The following is a 17,016-nucleotide window of genomic DNA, read 5'->3' on the forward strand; positions in this document are numbered from 1 at the left end:
ACAAGCATAAGCAAGCAAAGGGCCAACTCCTTTGCCATGGAGGTGAATCCACGGAAAAGCCTTGTGTGACGGGGGACGGAGGGAAGCGGTAGGTGGTGCGACGCGAACTGACCAGGCATCTCAATCTGTTACCAAACGGCAAAATGCCCGATTTCGAAGCACTCAGGCCCCAGATTGGGGCCTTAGGTAACAATCACTTCAGGGAAGCATCGACGCGTTGGGCGACTTCCGCCGGCACCCAGCTCGACCAGATGTCCCTGTGCTGGCGAAAGAAGGCGTCAGCCATTGGACCCGCCTCGGCGCGCTCCTCGGCCATGCGTGCCAGGATGCCGTTGAACAGCGGCAGCGGGATCTCCACCTGTTCGAACACCTGCACCAGCGCCGGCGCCTTTTCATGCAGCTCGCGGGAGACGCCGATAGAGAGCTTCGCCGGTAACGAACGCGTACCGATGGGCTTGGGGTGCTTCGGGTCGATCAGCGTTTCCCAGGCCTTCTGATCGAACGGCGGCTCGTCCAGCTGCACCAGCTTGTAACGCCCCATCAGCGGCGTCGGCGACCAGTAGTAGAAGAGGATCGGCTGGCGTTGGCGGATGGCCGAAGTAATGGCCGCATCCAGCGCCGGGCCGGTGCCCGTGCGGAAGTTCACGTAGCTGCCTTCCAGTCCGTAGGCCTTGAGTTTCTGGCTGTTGACGCCTTCGCAGGTCCAGCCGGTGGGGCAGTTGTAGAAGCGCCCCTTGCTGCGATCCTCCGGGTCCTTGAACAGCGCCTTGAAGCGCGGCAGGTCGCTCACCGAACGCAGGTCCGCGGCGGGCGCACCCTCGCCCTTCACCAGGTAATCCGGCACCCACCAGCCTTCGGTGGCACCCTTCACCGGCTCGCCGACGGCGAAGACTTCACCGGCCGCTTCGGCCTTGCGCCACAACTCGCTGCGGCCAGCCCACTGCTCGGCAATCACCTGGATATCGTTCTGCCGCAGGGCGTTTTCCATGGTCAGGGTGTTACCGGGCAGAACATCGGTCTTGCAGCCGTAGCCCTTCTCCAGCAGCACCCGCAACACTTCGGTGGTGAACATGCCGCTTTCCCAGTTCAGGCCAGCCAGCATCACCGGCTTGGGATAGGGACACTCGGCGGCTTCGGCCTCCAGAGAGGCCGGCAGGACCAGGGACAGGACAATGGCAACGAGAACGCTGTGGCGGGGCATGGGCGGCTCCGGTAGGCGTGGCGGGCGACAGGGTTAGGTGTAGACCCTATGGCGCGGTCGTGCCCGACGGAAACTCGGTGGAAGACTTTTCCTGTGGGGGCGAACTCATTCGCCAAGCAGGCCGAAGGCCTGCCGTTGGAGGCTCTCGGGGGCAGCTGCGCTGCCCTTGGCGAATGAATTCGCCCCTACGCAGTTGGAGCCGGCTTGGGAATCAGCTCGATCAGGCAGACCGTGCCGGTGCCGCTCAGCTTCACCCCGGCCAGGGCGCCGGCGCTTTCCAGGTGCAAGCAGTCGTGCCGACCCAGGACCGCTGACACCTGGCCTTCGTGCGCAAGGCTCACTCCGCCTTCGGCAGCGAACAACAACAGGGGGCTGGCGGACGAGAAGAATTCGGCCTCACCCGCGACCTGCAGCCATTGCAGACGTGCGGCGTAACGCGTGGGCGAGTAGATGAGGTTGAAATCGCGGATCGGCCCGTCGATCAGCTCGCACCGCACTGCGCTACCGCCATCGAAAGCGAACGCATCCAGGGCGGTGAGTGTGCGGGACCATTGCCCATCCACTTCCAGGCGCATGCCGGCACCTTCCAGCACGGTGATCACCCGCTGGTAGCCGGTAAAGGCGGAGAAGCCGCCGGACTCGCCGACATCGGCGATGGACAGGCGCCAGCCGAAGCCGTCGAGACCGTCGCCTGCGTCGCGGGCGATTTCCAGGGTGGAACCGGCGCCGTTCTTCCACGGCATACGGGGGTAATCGGCGGCGCGCAGCAGGCGGGATTGGGTCATGAACCGAAACGTCCTTCGAGGCGGTAGCGGGAACCGGGGTAGAGCAGGCGTGCGCTGGTCACGGTATTGCGCCCGGACCAGGTGCGCCGGCGAATCAGCAGGCAGGGCTCGCCCCGCTCGATCTGCAGCAGCTTGCATTCATCGGCGTCGGCCAGGATGGCTTCGACCACATGCTCGCCTTCGGTCAGCGGTGCCACCTGGGACAGATAGGCGTAGGGCGTCAGGCGGGTGAAGTCCTGCTTCAGGTAATCAGGGGCGACGGCGGGGTTCACGAAGCGGTCTTCGATCTGCACCGGCACGTCGTTCTCGAAATGCACGATGCGCGAGTGGAACACCCGTTGGCCTTCGCGCAGGTCCAGCGCCATCGCACGCTCGGGCCCGGCCACTTCATCCACCAGGCTGACCACCACGCAGTGGTGGCGATGGCCGCGTGCGGCGATCTCTTCGGCGATGTTGTGCACTTCGAACAGGGCCGACTGGCCCTTGGGCTCGGCGACGAAAGTGCCCACGCCCTGCATGCGCACCAGCAACCCTTCGGCGGTCAGCTCGCGCAGCGCGCGGTTGATGGTCATGCGGCTGAAGCCCAGCTCATTGACCAGTTCGCTCTCGGACGGCACGCGGTAGTGCGGTGGCCAGGCTCCGCTCTGGATCTGCTGGCTGATCATCTGTTTGACGCGGGCATAGAGGGGTGCAGGAGCTTCCCCGATCTGGGCGGCCAGCGAGGACGGTGCGACGACGGGTGAACTGGGCACGGGAATCTCCTTGTCGGCGAAGAGGCAGGACCCTGGAAGGAAAACAGGCTGAGCCCGGAACTGGGTGCCCGCTCCCGGCATGTACCGGAATCGACAACTCCAGACAAGTGCGCGACTGACGTGAGTTTACGTTACCCGCAAACGTCTGTATATGTATATACAAATAAAACCACCCATGCCAGGGCCCCTCACCATGTCCGCATTCTTCGCCGAACGCGCCCTCTTGCCGCAAGGCTGGGCTCGCAACGTCCGCCTCGAAGTATCCATCAACGGCCTGATCGAGCAGGTCCTGACCGATGCCAGCTCAGAAGGCGCCGAGCGCCTCCAGGGCCCCGTGCTGGCGGGCATGCCGAACCTGCACTCCCACGCCTTCCAACGCGCCATGGCCGGGCTTGCCGAAGTCGCGGGCAACCCCAACGACAGCTTCTGGACCTGGCGCGACCTGATGTACCGGCTGGTGGGCCGACTCAACCCGGAGCAGGTGGAGGTCATCGCCCGCCAGCTCTATATCGAAATGCTCAAGGCCGGCTACACCGGCGTCGCCGAGTTCCACTACGTGCACCATGACGCTGACGGCCGCCGCTATGCCGACCCCGCCGAGCTGTCCCTGCGGGTCAGTCAGGCCGCTCGCGACGCCGGCATCGGCCTGACCCTGCTACCGGTGCTCTACAGCCACGCAGGCTTCGGTGGCCAGGCGCCCAACGACGGGCAACGACGCTTTATCCACAGCACCGACAGCTACCTGGCCCTGCAAGAGCGCCTGCGCGGCGAAATCGCCCGACAACCCAATCAACAACTGGGGCTGTGCTTCCACTCCCTGCGCGCGGTCACGCCCGAGCAACTGAGCGCAGTGCTGGCGGCGGAACAGGGCGCTCGCCCCATTCATATCCACATCGCCGAGCAGCAGAAGGAAGTGGATGACTGCCTGGCCTGGAGTGGCCGACGCCCACTGCAATGGCTGTACGAGCATGCGCCGGTGGACGAACGCTGGTGCCTGGTGCACGCCACCCATGCCGAAGCCGGAGAAGTAGCGGCCATGGCCACAAGCGGCGCGGTAGCCGGCCTCTGCCTGACCACCGAAGCCAACCTGGGCGATGGCATCTTCCCGGCGGTGGACTTCCTCGCCCAGGGCGGCCGCCTGGGCATCGGCTCCGATAGCCATGTGTCGGTCAGCGTGGTGGAGGAACTGCGCTGGCTGGAGTACGGCCAGCGCCTGCGTGACCAGCGCCGCAACCGCTTGTACCGCGCCGACCAGCCCCAGGTCGGCCGCACCCTGTTCGATGCCGCCCTTGCCGGTGGCGCCCAGGCCCTTGGTCAGCCTGTGGGCGCACTGGAAGTCGGCAAGCGTGCCGACTGGATCGTGCTTGACGGCGATGACCCCTATCTCGCCACCGCCGACGGTGACGCCCTGCTCAACCGCTGGCTGTTCGCTGGCGGCGACCGCCAGGTGCGTGATGTGATGGTGGCGGGGAACTGGGTAGTGCGCGAGGGCCGACATGCGGCGGAAGCGGAAACGGCCAAGGCCTTTGCCGGGGTACTGCGGGAAGTCCTGCGCTAGCCCGAGCCGTCCTCACCCCTCTCCTCTTCAGGGAGAGGGGCTGGGAGAGAGGGCACTGTCCGGCGTGCGCCAGATCAGCAGGTCGGTGTCATAGCCCTGCTCTTCCACCCGTTCCAGCAACTGCTCGCGAGTCTTCTCCGAAACCACCGGCGTTCGCGACAGCAGCCAGAGGTACCGGCGATCAGGATTGCCCACCACGGCGGTGCGGTAGTCGTCATCCAGGTACAGCACCCAGTAGTCGCCCTTGGCAACGTCCGGAAAGAGCCGCGAGAACCAGTTATCGAAGCGCACCCACAGCTTGTCGGTACGTCCTTCCACCTGGGGCACGGCGTTGCCACGGGCTTCCTTCCAGTCACCGTCCAGGGTGCGGCAGCGGTTCAGCACGCCCAGGCGGCCGTCGTCCTGCAGCCGGTAGTGCGCCTCGGACTGGGCGCAGCCGCGCTGGAAGAACATTGGCAACCGCGCCAGCTCGTACCAGGTGCCCTGGTAGCGTTCCAGGTCCACCGCCGCCACCGTGCGCGGTGCTGGCGGCGCCTCGTGATGACTGGCGCAGCCGGCCATCAGCAGGGCTGCCAGCAGTACGCCGGTTCGCGTCACTTGAGCCCCTTGCCGGAGAACATCAGCACCTTGTCACCGGCGTACTGCACGCTGACGAAGGCCTTCTCGTCACCCCAGGTGCAGCTGGTCAGGCCCACGGCACCGGAGCACTCGGTCGGGCTGCCGAGCAGCATCTCGACCTCGGCCTTGGTCATGCCGGACTTGAGCTTGGAATAGTTTTCCTGGTTGAGCTTGTTGCAGGCGGCCAGCACCAGGCAGCAGGACAAAAGAGCGAGGGTACGCAGAGACATGAAGCACTCCTTGGCGGATGGGACGCGACAAGCTTGGCACAGCGGTCGCGAGACTGCCCCATTTGAGCCTAGAAGCGTGAGCCGGGTTCCAGCAGGAAAGCGGATTCTTCAGCGCTGGATGATCGTCCGAGGACGGCGTTGCGATGGGGGAAGCGACCGAAGCGGGCGATGACCACCCGGTGGCGCTCGGAGAAATCGAGGAAGCCTTCGAACAGTGATCTGTCCGCTAGGTCGACGCCGTCGAGCAAAAGGCGATAGCGATAGAGGGCGCGCTCCTGGCTGGCCAGGTCTTCGGCGTGCTCCAGCACCAGGTAGATGAACACCTGACGGATCGGCACGAGGTACCGCTCCAGGCCACGGGCCAGGCCGTCGGCCACCAGTGCCTGGGCGCGCGCGTCGCCGGCGAAACCGCGCGGGCTATTGCGAAAGATCATGCGCGGCAACTGGTCCAGCAGGAGCACCAGCGCCAGCCAGCCATCCGGCTGCTCGGCCCAGTCGGCAAGTTCGCCGGCCAGGGCCTGTTCGACCAGGTCGCCGAAGCGCTCGCGGGCTTCGGCATCCTGATGGTCTTTCTTGCCGAACCAGAGCCCCTGGCGCGCCGCGGCGGTCTGGCTGGCGGAGGCCTCGGGGCCGAACCACCAGTCGAGCAACGGCTGCCAGGGCTGCACGGGTTACTCCTGGTGGTAACCGGTGACGCGGGCGACTTCTTCCTTGGAACCGAGGAAGACCGGCACGCGCTGGTGCAGGGAGGTCGGCTGGATCTCGAGGATGCGCTGGCGGCCATCGGTGGAGGCGCCGCCGGCCTGCTCGATGATGAAGGACATCGGGTTGGCCTCGTACATCAGGCGCAGCTTGCCGGGCTTCTCCGGCTCACGGGCGTCCCAGGGGTACATGAAGATGCCGCCGCGCGTGAGGATGCGGTGCACGTCGGCCACCATGGAGGCGATCCAGCGCATGTTGTAGTTCTTGCTCAGCGGGCCTTCCTTGCCGGCCAGCATCTCGCCGACGTAGCGCTTCACCGGCTCTTCCCAGTGACGCTCATTGGACATGTTGATGGCGAACTCGGCGGTGGTTTCCGGTACACGGATGTTGTCGTGGGTGAGCACGAAGGAACCCAGTTCGCGGTCCAGGGTGAAGCCCTTCACGCCATCGCCCAGGGTCAGCATCAGCATGGTCTGCGGGCCGTAGATGGCGTAACCGGCGGCGACCTGCTGGGAACCCGGCTGGAGGAAAGCCTGCTCGTTGAGGCTGTCGTTCTGCGAGAGGTGCTGGTCGGGGCAACGCAGTACCGAGAAGATGGTGCCCACCGACACGTTGACGTCGATGTTGGAGGAGCCGTCCAGCGGGTCGAACACCAGCAGGTAGGCACCCTTCGGGTATTTGCCGGGGATCTGGTAGGCGTTGTCCATTTCCTCGGAGGCCATGCCGGCCAGGTGGCCGCCCCACTCGTTGGCTTCCAGCAGAATCTCGTTGGACATCACGTCCAGCTTCTTCTGCACCTCGCCCTGCACGTTCTCGGTGCCCATGCTGCCGAGCACGCCGCCCAGCGCGCCCTTGGACACCGCATGGCTGATTTCCTTACAGGCGCGCGCGACAACCTCGATGAGGAAGCGCAGATCGGCAGGGGTGTTGTGGCTTCTGGTCTGCTCGATCAGGTAGCGACTCAGGGTAACGCGGGACATGGAATGGCTCCGGAGGGTGGAAAAATGCGCGCAGTTTAGCGCGACTCGATTCGCAATGCCTCTCAGCGGGATGGAAGGTGCTGAAACGGCCTGCGGCGGCAGCCCGCAAGGGCTATGGATTCATCTGACGACAAGGATTTCGACGGGTTCCGCGGTCAGCCTGCAGCAGGCGCCGCCATCCTCCACACCTGGTTACGGCCGTTGCGCTTGGCCTCGTAGAGGCCGGCATCGGCCACCTGCATCAGCTCTTCCAGCGTCTGCCCCTGGACTGGCCAGACCGCCAGCCCGGCGGACAGGGTCACCGACAGCGGCCCCTCGCGGGTAGGCAGCGGCTGGCCGGCCAGCGCCTGGCAGAGCACCTGCAGCCGGGCGAAAGCCTCCTCGCCCGTGGCACCGGGCAGCAACAACAGGAACTCCTCGCCACCAATGCGGAACACCGCATCACTGCCACGCAGGTTGCCGGTCAGGTGGATGGCCACCGCACGCAGCACGTCGTCGCCGACCAGGTGGCCATGACGGTCGTTGAGCTGCTTGAAATGGTCGAGGTCAATCAGCGCCAGGGCGATGGGCGTACGTTCGCGCTGGCTGCGGGCAAGCTCGCGGGCGAACAGCTCACCCAGATGGCGGCGGTTGTACAGGCCGGTCAACGGGTCGCGCAGGGCCTGCTCCTGCAATTGTTCGTGCAGGCGCGTGATGGTACGCAGGCGCTCCTCGCTGGTGGCGAGCGCCTCGGCCAGCTTGAGTTCGCTGCAATGGCGCTCGGTGATGTCGCGCAGGTAGAGCATCTGCCCGAGGATGAAGGTGCCACCCCGGGTAACCCGCTCGATATCACGGGAACGCACTTCGAAATAGCGCGAGGAACTGGCCGGAACCAGCAACATCTCCCTCTCCCCGGCCGTCAGCATTGCCTCCAGCTCCACGCCGTACACCGGCCATTTGGCCAGCACCATGCCCTGCCAGGCCGCTGGCTGCCCGGCCAGCGCCAGGGCGGCGGGATTGGCGTCGATCACCCGACGCCTGGGGTCGACCACCAGCACCGGGTCGGGCAACTCCTCGAGCAGCAGGTGACGCGCCACCGGCAACATATCGAACAGGCGCACGCCGAGAATCAGGCAGGCAAACGCCACCAGGGTGAAGGCGAAGCTGAAGGGCGTGGGGTCGAAGCCGAACAGCGTCCAGCCGTAGACCACATAGCTCAGGTTGGCGCCCCAGGGCACGCAGGTAACCAGCACGAAGGCCAGATAATGCCGCCGATGGAGGCCATGGCTGGCCAGGGCCGCACGGGTCACCACGGCCAGGCAGAAAACCATGAAGACATAGACGTAGATGGCCACGGCATTGAACAGCGGGCCATGGTCATAGCGGATCGCCGCGCCGGGTAAGTCGTCCACCGGCAGGGTGCCGGGTCCGTAGTACAGCTGATGCCAGGGATTGCTCAACGCCATGCCGGAAGCCACCAGCGGGCCGATGCCCAGCAGCAGGAAGCCGCGCAGGCTCAAAGGTTCACGGATGCTGTTGACGTACTGCCAGAGGAAGACGGCCCAGAACGTTGGCACGCCGATGATGCCGGGCCACGCCATGCTGGCCCAGAACACCTTGCACTGCGGGCCCTGCGCGGCCAGTTCCAGACCTGCGGCGGCCAGCCACCAGCAAATCCCGAAGTGCAGGACGATAAAGCTTTCGCGGCCGGGGAAATGGCGCTGGCGGCTGACCCAGCGCGCCATGAGCATGACCCCCAGCCCAACGGCGATGGTCAGCGCCACCGGACCGTTGAGGCTCCAGCCACTGGCCAGGCAGGCGTTCATCGCCAGGCTCCGAGGAGCGCGGCAAGCGGCGAGGCGGAATCTGGAGAGAACTGCTGAAAGCTGAGCACTGGCCGTCCTGACCTGGCATTGGGACGGCAGGTTGCCGCCCCAGAAAACACAGAACAAAGATACATCAAAAAGCCACTACTACCGTAGGGTCTTCCGTCGATACTCAGGATCGCGCCGTTGGCCGTCGCAACAGGCTGAAGGCCATGGCGCCCAACAGACCAACGCCCAGCAGCAACACCGCCCAGAGCCCGACACGCTTCCAGACGATCTGCCCTGCGGTCTGCCGCTCCGCCGGATGCACGCCAGTTTGCGGCGGTAGTGCCACCGCGTCGGCCTGCCCCATCTTCGCCAGGCTGGAACGGTCGAAACCCGGCACCAGCGTAGCCAGGGGCAGTTCCGTGCGGCTCGCTTCGAGATTGCCCAGGGCCAGCATGAACGGCGGGTTGCCTCGGGCGAGGAACACCACCTGGGTCGCGTGCATGCCCACCTCCAGGCGCGGCACCTGCTGGCCGAAGCCACCGGCACGCGGGTCCACCGTCAGGCGCAGTTGCTTGACCGCCATCCAGCCCGGCAGATCCAGCTCCTCCCGGGCCACCTCCTTGCCGTCCTGGGGCAGTCGGTAGAGCACGCCGGACGTCAACGGCTGCCATTGCGGGGCACCGTCGCGACGGGCCTCCACCTGCACCGGCAACAGGCTGCCAGGCCGTTCTACGGCAATACGCAGACGCTCGATGGGCAGCCCCAGCGGCAAGTCCCAGACATATTGGCCATCTTTGCTGCTGATCGGCTCCAACGGAGCAGACCAGGCCATGGTTGCCGGCAGGCTCTGCCGGCTGGCGCTCACCACGGTCGCGGCCGTCAGCTCTGGTGCCTGCTGCGGGCTCTGCCAGATCAGCCGCAGATAGCGCGCCGAACGTCCGGGCAGAGAGACTTCTCGCTGGTCGATGCGCTGGTCTGCGAAGGACAGCCGGGCCACCTGGCCATCCCCCCAGGACTCCCAATGCTGTAAGTCATCGCTGGCCTCGATGCTGAAACGCTGGAAGCCCTCGCCGTCGGCGTTCCAGTCCAGGTTCAGCTTTTCCAGGGGCGCCTGCACGCCGCTGGCGTCCAGCAGCCAGCCACGCAGCTGCTCACCCGCCGAAGCCGGGCCGTCCGCTACCACCTGCACCACGGTGCCGGTGGTGCTGCGCTCGACCCGCACACTGGGCAGACCTGCCCCTTCGGCCGGACCGCGCAGAGGGAACCTGCGCAACGCATGTTCATGGCGGGCGCGTTGCTCGCTGGCGCTGCTGCGGGTCAGGGCGTAGGCCAGAGCCTCGCCTTCGGCGTTGAACACCCGCAGATCGCGCAGGTCCGCATGGCGAGCGGCGAAGTGCAGCGGCATGGGCAGGTCCATGCGATACCAGGGGCCTTCGCCATCAAGTCGCAACTCAACGCGGGTGGTGAAGTCGTCTGGCTGCACAGCGGCAAGCAGTGGCTGGCAGAGCAATCCCAGGCCGGCCAGCAGGGCCAGGCCTGGGCGGCGCAGACTAGAGAGCCCGATCATGCGTTGACCCGCTCCTGTTCAGGTTCCGCGCGCCTGGGCGGCAGGGGCGCGAAGTAGCCGACGACCAGCAGCAGGACGCCGACGCCAATGAAGGACACGATGCGCTCCAGGCCACCGCGATTGCCCAGTTCGACGAAGAACAGCTTGGCCACCACCAGCGCGATCAGCGCCGCGCCTACCAGCCAGAGTTCACGGCGGGCACGCAGGTGTCCGCCGACCATCAGGCCAAGGGCAATGCTGGTCCAGACGATGGAGAGTCCGGCCTGCACCAGCATCGAGTCGAGCTGCGCCTCCAACTGGTACGGCACACCGCCCCAATGGTGGGCGCAGCGGAACACCGCCGCGGTGGCCAGGGCAAACAGCGACACGCCGGCCACCCCTTGCGCAAGCCAGGCCGGCAGCGTGATCAGGCCGAACTGCGGCAGGCAATCACGCAGCCAGAGGCAAACGCCGAGCAGCGCGAACAGCAGCCCCAGTTCCAGCGGGTTGAGCAGCGGCAGGTAGGGCAGCGGTTCGGCAGCGCCATCGCTCCAGGCGTTGGCGATCCAGAACCAGGCGAGCATCAGCAGCGCCAGCGGTAGCGATGCCCAAAGGCGGTACTCCTGTGGGTAGGCGGCGACCGGCCACGGCAGGCGCGGTCGCAGCGCTACCAGCAGCAGCCAGGCGCTCGGCAACAGCGCCCAGCCCAGCCATCGCCAGGCGTTGTACTGCTCGGACATCAGCATCAGCAGGTAACGCAGCTCCAGCGCCAGCACGCCGAGCAGCAACCAGCAACCCAACACATGGGCGGCACCGCGCGCACCGGCCGGCAACAGACCGTCGAGCCGCCGCAGCGTCAGCAGGTGAACCACGAACAGCGCACTCCAGCCGGCCCAGCCAAGCTGCGCCGCCGGGTGATACTGCGGCGCCCAGGCAACCGCCAGCGCCACCAACCCCGCTGGAGCCAGTACCAGGCAAAGCAAGGCCAGCGCGCGCCACTGCTCACGCCCTGCCAGCCAGGTGGTGAAGGCCACGCTGGCGGCGGCCAGTAGCAATGCCAGCGGCACCTGCATCCCGGGCTCCACGAAGCGGCCGATTTCCGCCAGCCAAGCCAGCGCCCACCAGCCGGCGCTCCAGGCCAGCAGCAACTGCGCCAGGTGCGCCAGGCTGAGCCCCGCCATGGCCGCGTCGACACGCGCCACGCGCTGCAGGCGCCAAGCCCCGATAAAGGCCGCCATGGCCAGCACCGCTGGCGTCCAGAAGCCGGCATGGGCCAGCGGCCGCAAGCCTTCGCCACTCAGCTCGCCCAACAGCAGCGGGCTGACCGCGAGGAAGCTCATGCCCGCCAGCAACTGCAAGAACAGGCCGAACCAGAATGCCGCGCGTTGCTGCAGATAGAGGCTGAGCCAGAGGATCAACAGCCCACTGCCCGCCCAGACCGCACCTGCCGTGCGCCAGGGCAGGACGAACAGCACCGCCAGGTTGACGAAGGCCAATCCTGCCAATAGCACCAGCGACAGACCGCGGAGCAGCCGCGCATCACTGCGCGCCAGCGGGTGGCGTGCCGTCAGCAGCATCCCGGCGATCAGCGCCAGGCCGATCAGCGACGCCACCATCAGCCCACGCCAGCCCTGCACATTGCCGCTGCCCAGGCCCGTGCCATCCAGATCGAAGAGGAAGATCGCCCCGCCGAGCAACTGCACCGCGAACGCACTGAACAGGAAGGTGCGCGACCCCAGCCGCAGCCCAACAAAGAGCGTCGCCAGACCGGCCAGGGCCCAGGCGATGGCCGTGCCTTGGGCGGCAAGCGCAAGCGGCGCCATCAGGTAAAGGAATGCCAGGCCGGCGCAGGCCAGCGCTGGCAGGCAGCGGCGTTCCAGCTCGGTGGCGGCCTCAACGGGTGCCCGGCGCAGCTGCCAGAACACGAACAGCAGCGCCGCACCCAGCATCAAGGCCCCCAGGGGCGAGCCGTCCAGCATGGCATCGCCCCCGTCACGCAACCCGCCCAGGAAGGCCAGGGCCGCGCCAACCTGCAGCAGCAAGGCGAACGCCCGCGCCAAGGGCCGGCCCTGGCGCAGGCCAAGCCAGTAGATCCCGGCGCCCTCCACCGCCCAGGCGGCAGACGTCCAGCGGGCATCCAGCCCCAGCGGAATCGCCAGGCTGCCGAACACCACGCCCAGCGCCAGGCAGGTTTCCACCAGCAGCAGCGCGCGGCCAGCCGTGCGGCCGGCAAGGACTCGTGCCAGGACGATGTAGAACAGCCCCAGGGCGAGGGCACTGAAGGCGGCGCCGAACTCGATATGGCGGATCAACGCCACCTGCAGGCCGAAACCGATGATAGGCGGACCAAACAGCACGGTGCCGTCCACCGTATCGCCCTGACGTGCCGACCAGCGCAGTAGTTCGCCACGCTCTTCGGGCGCGTCCGCCGCATCCGCCAGCTTGCGCCGGGCGAACAGCAGGCCGATGCCCACGTACATCAGGAAGAACAACACCAGGAAGGGCTCGGTGCTGGCGAAGAGCTCCGGACGGTACGAGCGCAGGCCCCAGGCAAAGCCGATGCCGAAGGTCCCGACGAAACCGATCAGATTGAGCAGCCGCCAGGCCTTGAACCAGGCAATCGCGAAGATGCCCGCGTTGAGCAGTGCGAAGTAGCTGAAGAGCGCCACATGGTTGCCGCTGCCACTGGAGGTGAGGATCGGCGCGGCGAAACCGCCCAGGGCTGCAGCGGCGGCCAGGCCGAGTGCATCCTGGGCCACGGCGAGGATGGCGGAGAACAGGGTGACCGCCACCAGCAGGCCGAAGGCCATCGTCGGGTCCAGCAGCGGATGCAGGCGCATGGCGGCGAACACCGTCAGGTAGAGCACGGCAATACCGGCGCCCTGGAGCATCAGCCCGTAGTTCGGATTGCGTCGGCGTAGCCACCAGCCAAGGCCGAGCAAGGCAATAGCCGCCAGGGCCACCCCGGCATAGCGCAGTTCGATGGGAACAACCATGCCTTCAGTGGCATAGCGCAGCAGGAAGGCCAGGCCCAGGAAGAGCAGCACCACCCCGACGCGCAACACGGTATTGCCGCCGAACAGCCAATTGCGCGCCGCGGCAAAACCCCGCTCGAGCAGCGAGGGTTCGCGGGGTTTGGGCGGACTCGGAGGGGCCTGGCGGGGAGCGCTGGGGCGCGCTTCACGGCCCCAGGCATCGGCGGGCGGGGCAGCCGCTGGCGCGGGCTTCGGCTCCGCAGCGGCAACCGGTTCCGCCAGCACCTCGGCAGGCAACTCCCAGATCAGCTCGGAATCGTCGTCGGGCACCGCCTCGGGCGCGCGCTCAGCCGGAGCCACCTCAGGCTGGGTAACAGGAGGTGGCGCCTCTGCAGCCGGCTGCGCTTTGCCCTGCTCCACCTTGAGCAGGCGCTCATGGATGGCTTGGGTGCCTTTGTCGAAACGGGCGGCGAAGCTGGCCTGCGCCTTGCGCAACTCGGCGTTCTCCCGCGCCAACCCCTGGAGGCGAATGGCCTGGCCCAACCCCAGGCCTATCAGGCCGCCGAGCAGGGCACCCGTAACGCTTTCATCAATCCCGGCGCCGAAGGCCAGACCAACCAGCATGAAGATCCATTGCATGCAGCGTTTTCTCGGATGATTGTGCACATTGGGGCCGCATCCATCGCAGCCGCGACCGGCCCGACGCTACAGGAGAACGGGTGTCGACCCAATAGAGACGCCTGAGTCCTGGCTCACGGACACAGAAGATTCCTACAGCCCCGCGCGATATCGACACAAATCTGGTGAGACAAAGGGAAATTTCGCGTTCCCCGACGGGAAACTGTTCACTTTTTCACCGACATCGCTATGATGCCCGCCCTTCTCCCCTAGCCTGTTCGCCGACCATGAAGACCATGATGATCGTCGGTGCCGACCTTGACCGGACGGACACCTGGATCAAATACGAAAAGACCATGTGCCACGCCTGCGCCTCCAGCTGCTGCACCATGCCGGTCGAAACGCGTCTGAGCGACCTGATCCGCCTGGAGCTGGTCGCCGAGTTCGAGCGAGGCGAACCGCCGAAGAACATTGCGAAACGGCTGATGAAGGACGGCGTGGTGGAGCGCTTCAACCAGAAGTCCGGCATCTTCACCCTCACTCGCATGGGCAACAACGACTGCTACTTCCTCGACCGCAAGAGCCGTCTGTGCACCGTCTACGACAAGCGCCCGGAAACCTGCCGCAACCACCCGCGCATCGGTCCGCGCCCGGGCTACTGCGCCTTCAAGCCGAAGGACTGAACCCCGGACTCTGGCGCTAGCGGGTCATCTTCTTCACGAAGACCACCACGAACAGCGCCATGGTGAAGCTGCCGACAAACGCCTCGAAAGCCGCCAATGGCCGCGACAGGCCCAGCGGCGCGATGTCGCCATAACCGAGGGTGGTGAAGGTCACCACGCTGAAGTACATGCAGGCCGCCAGCTCCATCAGGTTGGTCAGTACGTCCTGGTCCGGGGAGAAGGCCAGCCGCACGTCGCCGTGGTAGACGCCCACCAGAAAATAGAGCAGGGCGAAAATCAGCATGAAGCCCACCGAAAACAGCACCACCCGCAACGGCTGCTCGCCGTAACCGCAAAACAGATCGACCATCCACGAGAAAAAGCGATGCCCGGACCAGCGCGGCATCTGCAGCCGGCGCATGACCATCTCGCGATAAAAGAAGCGCCCCGCCTGCTCGAACAACCCGGCCTGCTCCAGATGGAGGCGCAGGTTGCGATAGACCTCTTCGGCCTGCTGCAACAGATCGAACATCAGCTCCCGCTGCCCGGCCTTGCGTGCCGCACGCGCCTGACGTTCCTGCTGCACCTGCTCGCCCCACACCACGTTGTCCAGGCGTGCGCCGTCGAGCTTCACCCCCAGTAGATTGGCATCGCGCAGGTCCGCGCAATGCAGGTTGGCATCACGCAGGTCGGCCTTCATCAGAGAAGCGCCGCGCAAGTTGATCGCAAACAGGTGCGCACCGCGCAGGTCGGCTCGGTAGAGATCGCTGCCGGACAAGTCATAGCCGACAGCGCTGCCACGGTGCACCAGATCGAGGCCAGCCAGCTGGCACTTCTTCAGGCAAAAACCCCGCATCGGCGCGCCACTGCGTGCCCGCGCCTCGAGTGCCGGAGTGAGTTCGGGCGCGTCCGATTTGTCCTGCTTGGCATCCCGCCAGAAGTCGTCCTCAGGGGGGATGTCGAGCATATTGGCAAACCCGGGGTACGGATTTTCAGCCTAGCCCAAAGCCCCCGAAATCGCGCCGCATCAGCGGCGACACACTGTGGGGCCGATTTCAATGGCTATGTCTGCATTGCCCGTAGGAGCTGGCTTGCCAGCGAATGGACCCGTTTCGCTGGCAAGCCAGCTCCTACAAGGCTCTTGGCCGGATGGTCAATTTCTCGCAACAGCTAACGCAGACATAGCCAATTCAATCGCCAAGGGCGGCGCAGTTGCCCCAAGGCCCCATACATACAGTCAGCAGTTCAACGCTTCACGGCCGACAGCAGCTTTTTCACCAGGCTCACCCCGGCCAGCACCAGGGCGCCTGAGGCGATGCCCGCCAGACCATCGACCAGTATCTGCACCAGCCAGGCGAAGCCGCCAAACGCCGCCAGCACCGGCTCCAGCAGGTGATGGGCGGCGGGAATGCCGTGGAGGATGATGCTGCCACCCACCAGGAACATGGCGGCAGTGCCCAGCACCGACAGCCCTTTCATCATCCAGGGGGCGGCAACGAGGATGGCTCGTCCAATGGCCTGGGCCGCGGAGCTGGCCTGACGAACCAGATAGAAGCCCAGGTCGTCCAGTTTCACGATGCCCGCCACCAGGCCATACACACCCACCGTCATGATCAATGCAATGCCTGCAAGCACTGCCACTTGGGTACCGAAGGGAGCAGCAGACACCGTGCCCAGGGTAATGACGATGATCTCGGCGGACAGGATGAAGTCGGTACGGATGGCCCCCTTGATCTTGTCCTTCTCCATGGCCACCAGGTCGACTTCGGGATTGGCCACGGCTTCGGTCAAGGCCGCATGGGCCTGCTCGTCCTCTTCGTGGCTGTGCAACCACTTGTGCGCCAGCTTCTCGAAACCTTCGAAGCAGAGAAACGCACCCCCGAGCATCAGCAGCGGAATCACCGCCCAGGGTGCGAAAGCGCTGATCAGCAGGGCCGCCGGTACCAGGATGGCCTTGTTCACCATCGACCCCTTGGCCACCGCCCAGACCACCGGCAGCTCGCGATCGGCGCGCACGCCGCTGACCTGCTGGGCGTTCAGCGCCAGGTCATCGCCCAGGACCCCGGCGGTCTTCTTCGCGGCGACTTTAGTCATTACCGAGACGTCATCGAGCAGGGTCGCGATGTCGTCGATCAGGGTCAGCAGGCTGGCTCCGGCCATGGTGTGTCCTTGCAGAGGGGAAACGGGGCGCCTTGGTTCGGCGAAGGCGCACTACAGACAAAAACGCCCCGCCGGTCAACCCGGCGGCGCTTTTCTGCCAGTCGGTTCACGCCTGACGCTGACGATGCCGAGCCGTACTGGCCACAACTGGTGTCCTGATAGACATTGCCGTCGTTCATCACCACCGACACGTAAGCGACGCGACTGAACAACACTCAGAAATTTCCCAAACGCTCTCCGGCGACTTGTTCGCTCCCCTCCCCCTCCCTAACGTGCCCGGGTCGCGGCCGAGCCCGCGACCGGGTTTAGCGACCTGAAGCAAACGGCGCGATAGCGCCTACGGCGCATACGAGAAACGGCGGACGTTTCTGGTAGGCACCGGCTCGCATGCAGTTATCCAGGCTGCATCACACAATGGCGGATCGCGTGGGGAGAC

The 17,016-nt window shown here is 66.0% G+C and carries 14 protein-coding genes; 2 read left to right on the forward strand and 12 right to left on the reverse strand.

Going from position 1 to position 17,016, the window contains the following annotated elements:
• Window positions 1-193: 193 nt before the first annotated feature.
• The 3 genes from G559_RS0119405 to hutC all read right to left on the reverse strand — a co-directional run bounded on the left by G559_RS0119405 (window position 194) and on the right by hutC (window position 2,738).
• Window positions 194-1,201: an ABC transporter substrate-binding protein gene (locus G559_RS0119405; RefSeq protein ID WP_028629842.1), complete on the reverse strand. Its 1,008-nt coding sequence runs from the start codon at window positions 1,199-1,201 to the stop codon at window positions 194-196.
• Between the two features lie 185 nt (window positions 1,202-1,386).
• The gene (locus G559_RS0119410) at window positions 1,387-1,986 is read right to left on the reverse strand and encodes a HutD/Ves family protein (protein WP_028629843.1); all 600 of its coding nucleotides are present in this window, start codon (window positions 1,984-1,986) and stop codon (window positions 1,387-1,389) included.
• Window positions 1,983-2,738 carry a histidine utilization repressor gene (gene hutC, locus G559_RS0119415; protein WP_028629844.1) on the reverse strand — a complete coding sequence of 252 codons (756 nt, stop codon included), beginning with the start codon at window positions 2,736-2,738 and terminating at the stop codon, window positions 1,983-1,985. Before hutC ends, G559_RS0119410 begins: the two co-directional genes overlap by 4 nt.
• 193 nt (window positions 2,739-2,931) lie before the next feature.
• Between hutC and G559_RS0119420 the strand changes: the two genes are divergently transcribed.
• On the forward strand, window positions 2,932-4,296 hold the full coding sequence (locus tag G559_RS0119420) for a formimidoylglutamate deiminase (protein WP_028629845.1): 1,365 nt from the start codon (window positions 2,932-2,934) through the stop codon (window positions 4,294-4,296).
• Between the two features lie 27 nt (window positions 4,297-4,323).
• Here G559_RS0119420 and G559_RS0119425 read toward each other — a convergent pair whose 3' ends face one another.
• The 7 genes from G559_RS0119425 to G559_RS0119455 all read right to left on the reverse strand — a co-directional run bounded on the left by G559_RS0119425 (window position 4,324) and on the right by G559_RS0119455 (window position 13,779).
• Window positions 4,324-4,857, reverse strand: coding sequence for a lipocalin family protein (locus tag G559_RS0119425; protein WP_036997598.1), 534 nt, complete (start codon window positions 4,855-4,857; stop codon window positions 4,324-4,326).
• Window positions 4,858-4,889: 32 nt separating this feature from the next.
• The gene (gene bamE, locus G559_RS0119430) at window positions 4,890-5,144 is read right to left on the reverse strand and encodes an outer membrane protein assembly factor BamE domain-containing protein (RefSeq protein ID WP_028629847.1); all 255 of its coding nucleotides are present in this window, start codon (window positions 5,142-5,144) and stop codon (window positions 4,890-4,892) included.
• A 68-nt stretch (window positions 5,145-5,212) separates the two neighbouring features.
• Window positions 5,213-5,812, reverse strand: a complete 600-nt coding sequence (locus G559_RS0119435; RefSeq protein WP_028629848.1) for a DUF924 family protein — start codon at window positions 5,810-5,812, stop codon at window positions 5,213-5,215.
• 3 nt (window positions 5,813-5,815) lie between these two features.
• On the reverse strand, window positions 5,816-6,826 hold the full coding sequence (locus G559_RS0119440; protein WP_028629849.1) for a class 1 fructose-bisphosphatase: 1,011 nt from the start codon (window positions 6,824-6,826) through the stop codon (window positions 5,816-5,818).
• A 155-nt stretch (window positions 6,827-6,981) separates the two neighbouring features.
• A complete protein-coding gene (locus G559_RS0119445) occupies window positions 6,982-8,631 on the reverse strand; it encodes a histidine kinase N-terminal 7TM domain-containing diguanylate cyclase (RefSeq protein ID WP_028629850.1) in 1,650 nt (549 codons plus the stop codon).
• 172 nt (window positions 8,632-8,803) lie between these two features.
• Window positions 8,804-10,186, reverse strand: a complete 1,383-nt coding sequence (locus tag G559_RS0119450; RefSeq protein ID WP_051246789.1) for a DUF3999 domain-containing protein — start codon at window positions 10,184-10,186, stop codon at window positions 8,804-8,806.
• Window positions 10,183-13,779 (reverse strand): DUF2339 domain-containing protein, encoded by a 3,597-nt coding sequence (locus G559_RS0119455; RefSeq protein ID WP_028629852.1) that lies wholly within the window; start codon window positions 13,777-13,779, stop codon window positions 10,183-10,185. Before G559_RS0119455 ends, G559_RS0119450 begins: the two co-directional genes overlap by 4 nt.
• Before the next feature lie 266 nt (window positions 13,780-14,045).
• On the opposite strand from G559_RS0119455, the gene G559_RS0119460 reads away from it, so the two are divergent.
• Window positions 14,046-14,441, forward strand: a complete 396-nt coding sequence (locus G559_RS0119460) for a YkgJ family cysteine cluster protein (RefSeq protein ID WP_028629853.1) — start codon at window positions 14,046-14,048, stop codon at window positions 14,439-14,441.
• Window positions 14,442-14,457: 16 nt separating this feature from the next.
• Here the strand turns inward: G559_RS0119460 and G559_RS0119465 are convergent, their stop codons facing one another.
• Together G559_RS0119465 and G559_RS0119470 are read right to left on the reverse strand one after the other, a co-directional pair.
• The gene (locus tag G559_RS0119465; protein ID WP_028629854.1) at window positions 14,458-15,387 is read right to left on the reverse strand and encodes an ion channel; all 930 of its coding nucleotides are present in this window, start codon (window positions 15,385-15,387) and stop codon (window positions 14,458-14,460) included.
• 278 nt (window positions 15,388-15,665) lie between these two features.
• Window positions 15,666-16,580: a DUF808 domain-containing protein gene (locus tag G559_RS0119470; RefSeq protein ID WP_028629855.1), complete on the reverse strand. Its 915-nt coding sequence runs from the start codon at window positions 16,578-16,580 to the stop codon at window positions 15,666-15,668.
• Window positions 16,581-17,016 lie beyond the last annotated feature (436 nt).

The organism is Metapseudomonas resinovorans DSM 21078, assembly GCF_000423545.1.
Taxonomy (GTDB): Bacteria; Pseudomonadota; Gammaproteobacteria; order Pseudomonadales; family Pseudomonadaceae; genus Metapseudomonas; species Metapseudomonas resinovorans.

Bases quoted from the DNA above. Each gene is read 5' to 3' on its own strand.
- G559_RS0119405 (WP_028629842.1), bottom strand. From the start codon at position 1,201: ATGCCCCGCCACAGCGTTCTCGTTGCCATTGTCCTGTCCCTGGTCCTG.
- G559_RS0119410 (WP_028629843.1), bottom strand. From the start codon at position 1,986: ATGACCCAATCCCGCCTGCTGCGCGCCGCCGATTACCCCCGTATGCCG.
- G559_RS0119420 (WP_028629845.1), top strand. From the start codon at position 2,932: ATGTCCGCATTCTTCGCCGAACGCGCCCTCTTGCCGCAAGGCTGGGCT.
- G559_RS0119425 (WP_036997598.1), bottom strand. From the start codon at position 4,857: ATGGCCGGCTGCGCCAGTCATCACGAGGCGCCGCCAGCACCGCGCACG.
- bamE (WP_028629847.1), bottom strand. From the start codon at position 5,144: ATGTCTCTGCGTACCCTCGCTCTTTTGTCCTGCTGCCTGGTGCTGGCC.
- G559_RS0119440 (WP_028629849.1), bottom strand. From the start codon at position 6,826: ATGTCCCGCGTTACCCTGAGTCGCTACCTGATCGAGCAGACCAGAAGC.
- G559_RS0119445 (WP_028629850.1), bottom strand. From the start codon at position 8,631: ATGAACGCCTGCCTGGCCAGTGGCTGGAGCCTCAACGGTCCGGTGGCG.
- G559_RS0119450 (WP_051246789.1), bottom strand. From the start codon at position 10,186: ATGATCGGGCTCTCTAGTCTGCGCCGCCCAGGCCTGGCCCTGCTGGCC.
- G559_RS0119455 (WP_028629852.1), bottom strand. From the start codon at position 13,779: ATGCAATGGATCTTCATGCTGGTTGGTCTGGCCTTCGGCGCCGGGATT.
- G559_RS0119460 (WP_028629853.1), top strand. From the start codon at position 14,046: ATGAAGACCATGATGATCGTCGGTGCCGACCTTGACCGGACGGACACC.
- G559_RS0119465 (WP_028629854.1), bottom strand. From the start codon at position 15,387: ATGCTCGACATCCCCCCTGAGGACGACTTCTGGCGGGATGCCAAGCAG.
- G559_RS0119470 (WP_028629855.1), bottom strand. From the start codon at position 16,580: ATGGCCGGAGCCAGCCTGCTGACCCTGATCGACGACATCGCGACCCTG.